Annotated in this window: 1 protein-coding gene; it reads left to right on the forward strand. The window is 50.9% G+C overall.

Annotated features, from left to right (window positions below; translation table 11 throughout):
* Window positions 1-73: 73 nt before the first annotated feature.
* Window positions 74-534 (forward strand): reverse transcriptase family protein (locus tag Q2M23_RS43895; RefSeq protein ID WP_316399578.1); only part of this gene is annotated, 461 nt, incomplete at its 3' end.

The following is a 534-nucleotide window of genomic DNA, read 5'->3' on the forward strand; positions in this document are numbered from 1 at the left end:
CCGTCCGATTAAACAGATGCCGTACCGAGTGTCCCAAAAAGAACGGGACACCATCCAACGTCAAGTGCAGGATATGCTTGACGGTGATGTAATCCAACCGTCCTGCAGCCCATGGTCGTCGCCTGTAGTCTTGGTTAAGAAAAAGGACGGTACCTTACGGTTCTGCGTAGACTATCGGAAACTGAACAGCGTCACAAAGAAAGGTGTTTGTCCTCTGCCACGAATAGACGACACTCTCGATAGACTACGTCGCTCCAGGTACTTGTCATCCATGGATTTGAAGAGTGGACATTGGCAAATCGAGGTCGACGAACGGGACCGCGAAAAAACGGCCTTTATTACTCCCTACGGACTGTACGAATTTAAAGTCATGCCTTCCGGACTGTGTACGCCACCAGCGACTTTCCAGCGTGTGATAGACACTGTTCTCGCAGGTCCCAAGTGGCAAACTTGCCTCGTTTACCTCGACGACGTCGTGGTCTTCGCTCCAGATTTTGATGAACACCTGAGAAGGCTAGGAGTTGCTCTCGAGAC

The sequence above is a fragment of the Bradyrhizobium sp. 33ap4 genome (assembly GCF_032654765.1).
Taxonomy (GTDB): domain Bacteria; phylum Pseudomonadota; class Alphaproteobacteria; order Rhizobiales; family Xanthobacteraceae; genus Bradyrhizobium; species Bradyrhizobium australafricanum.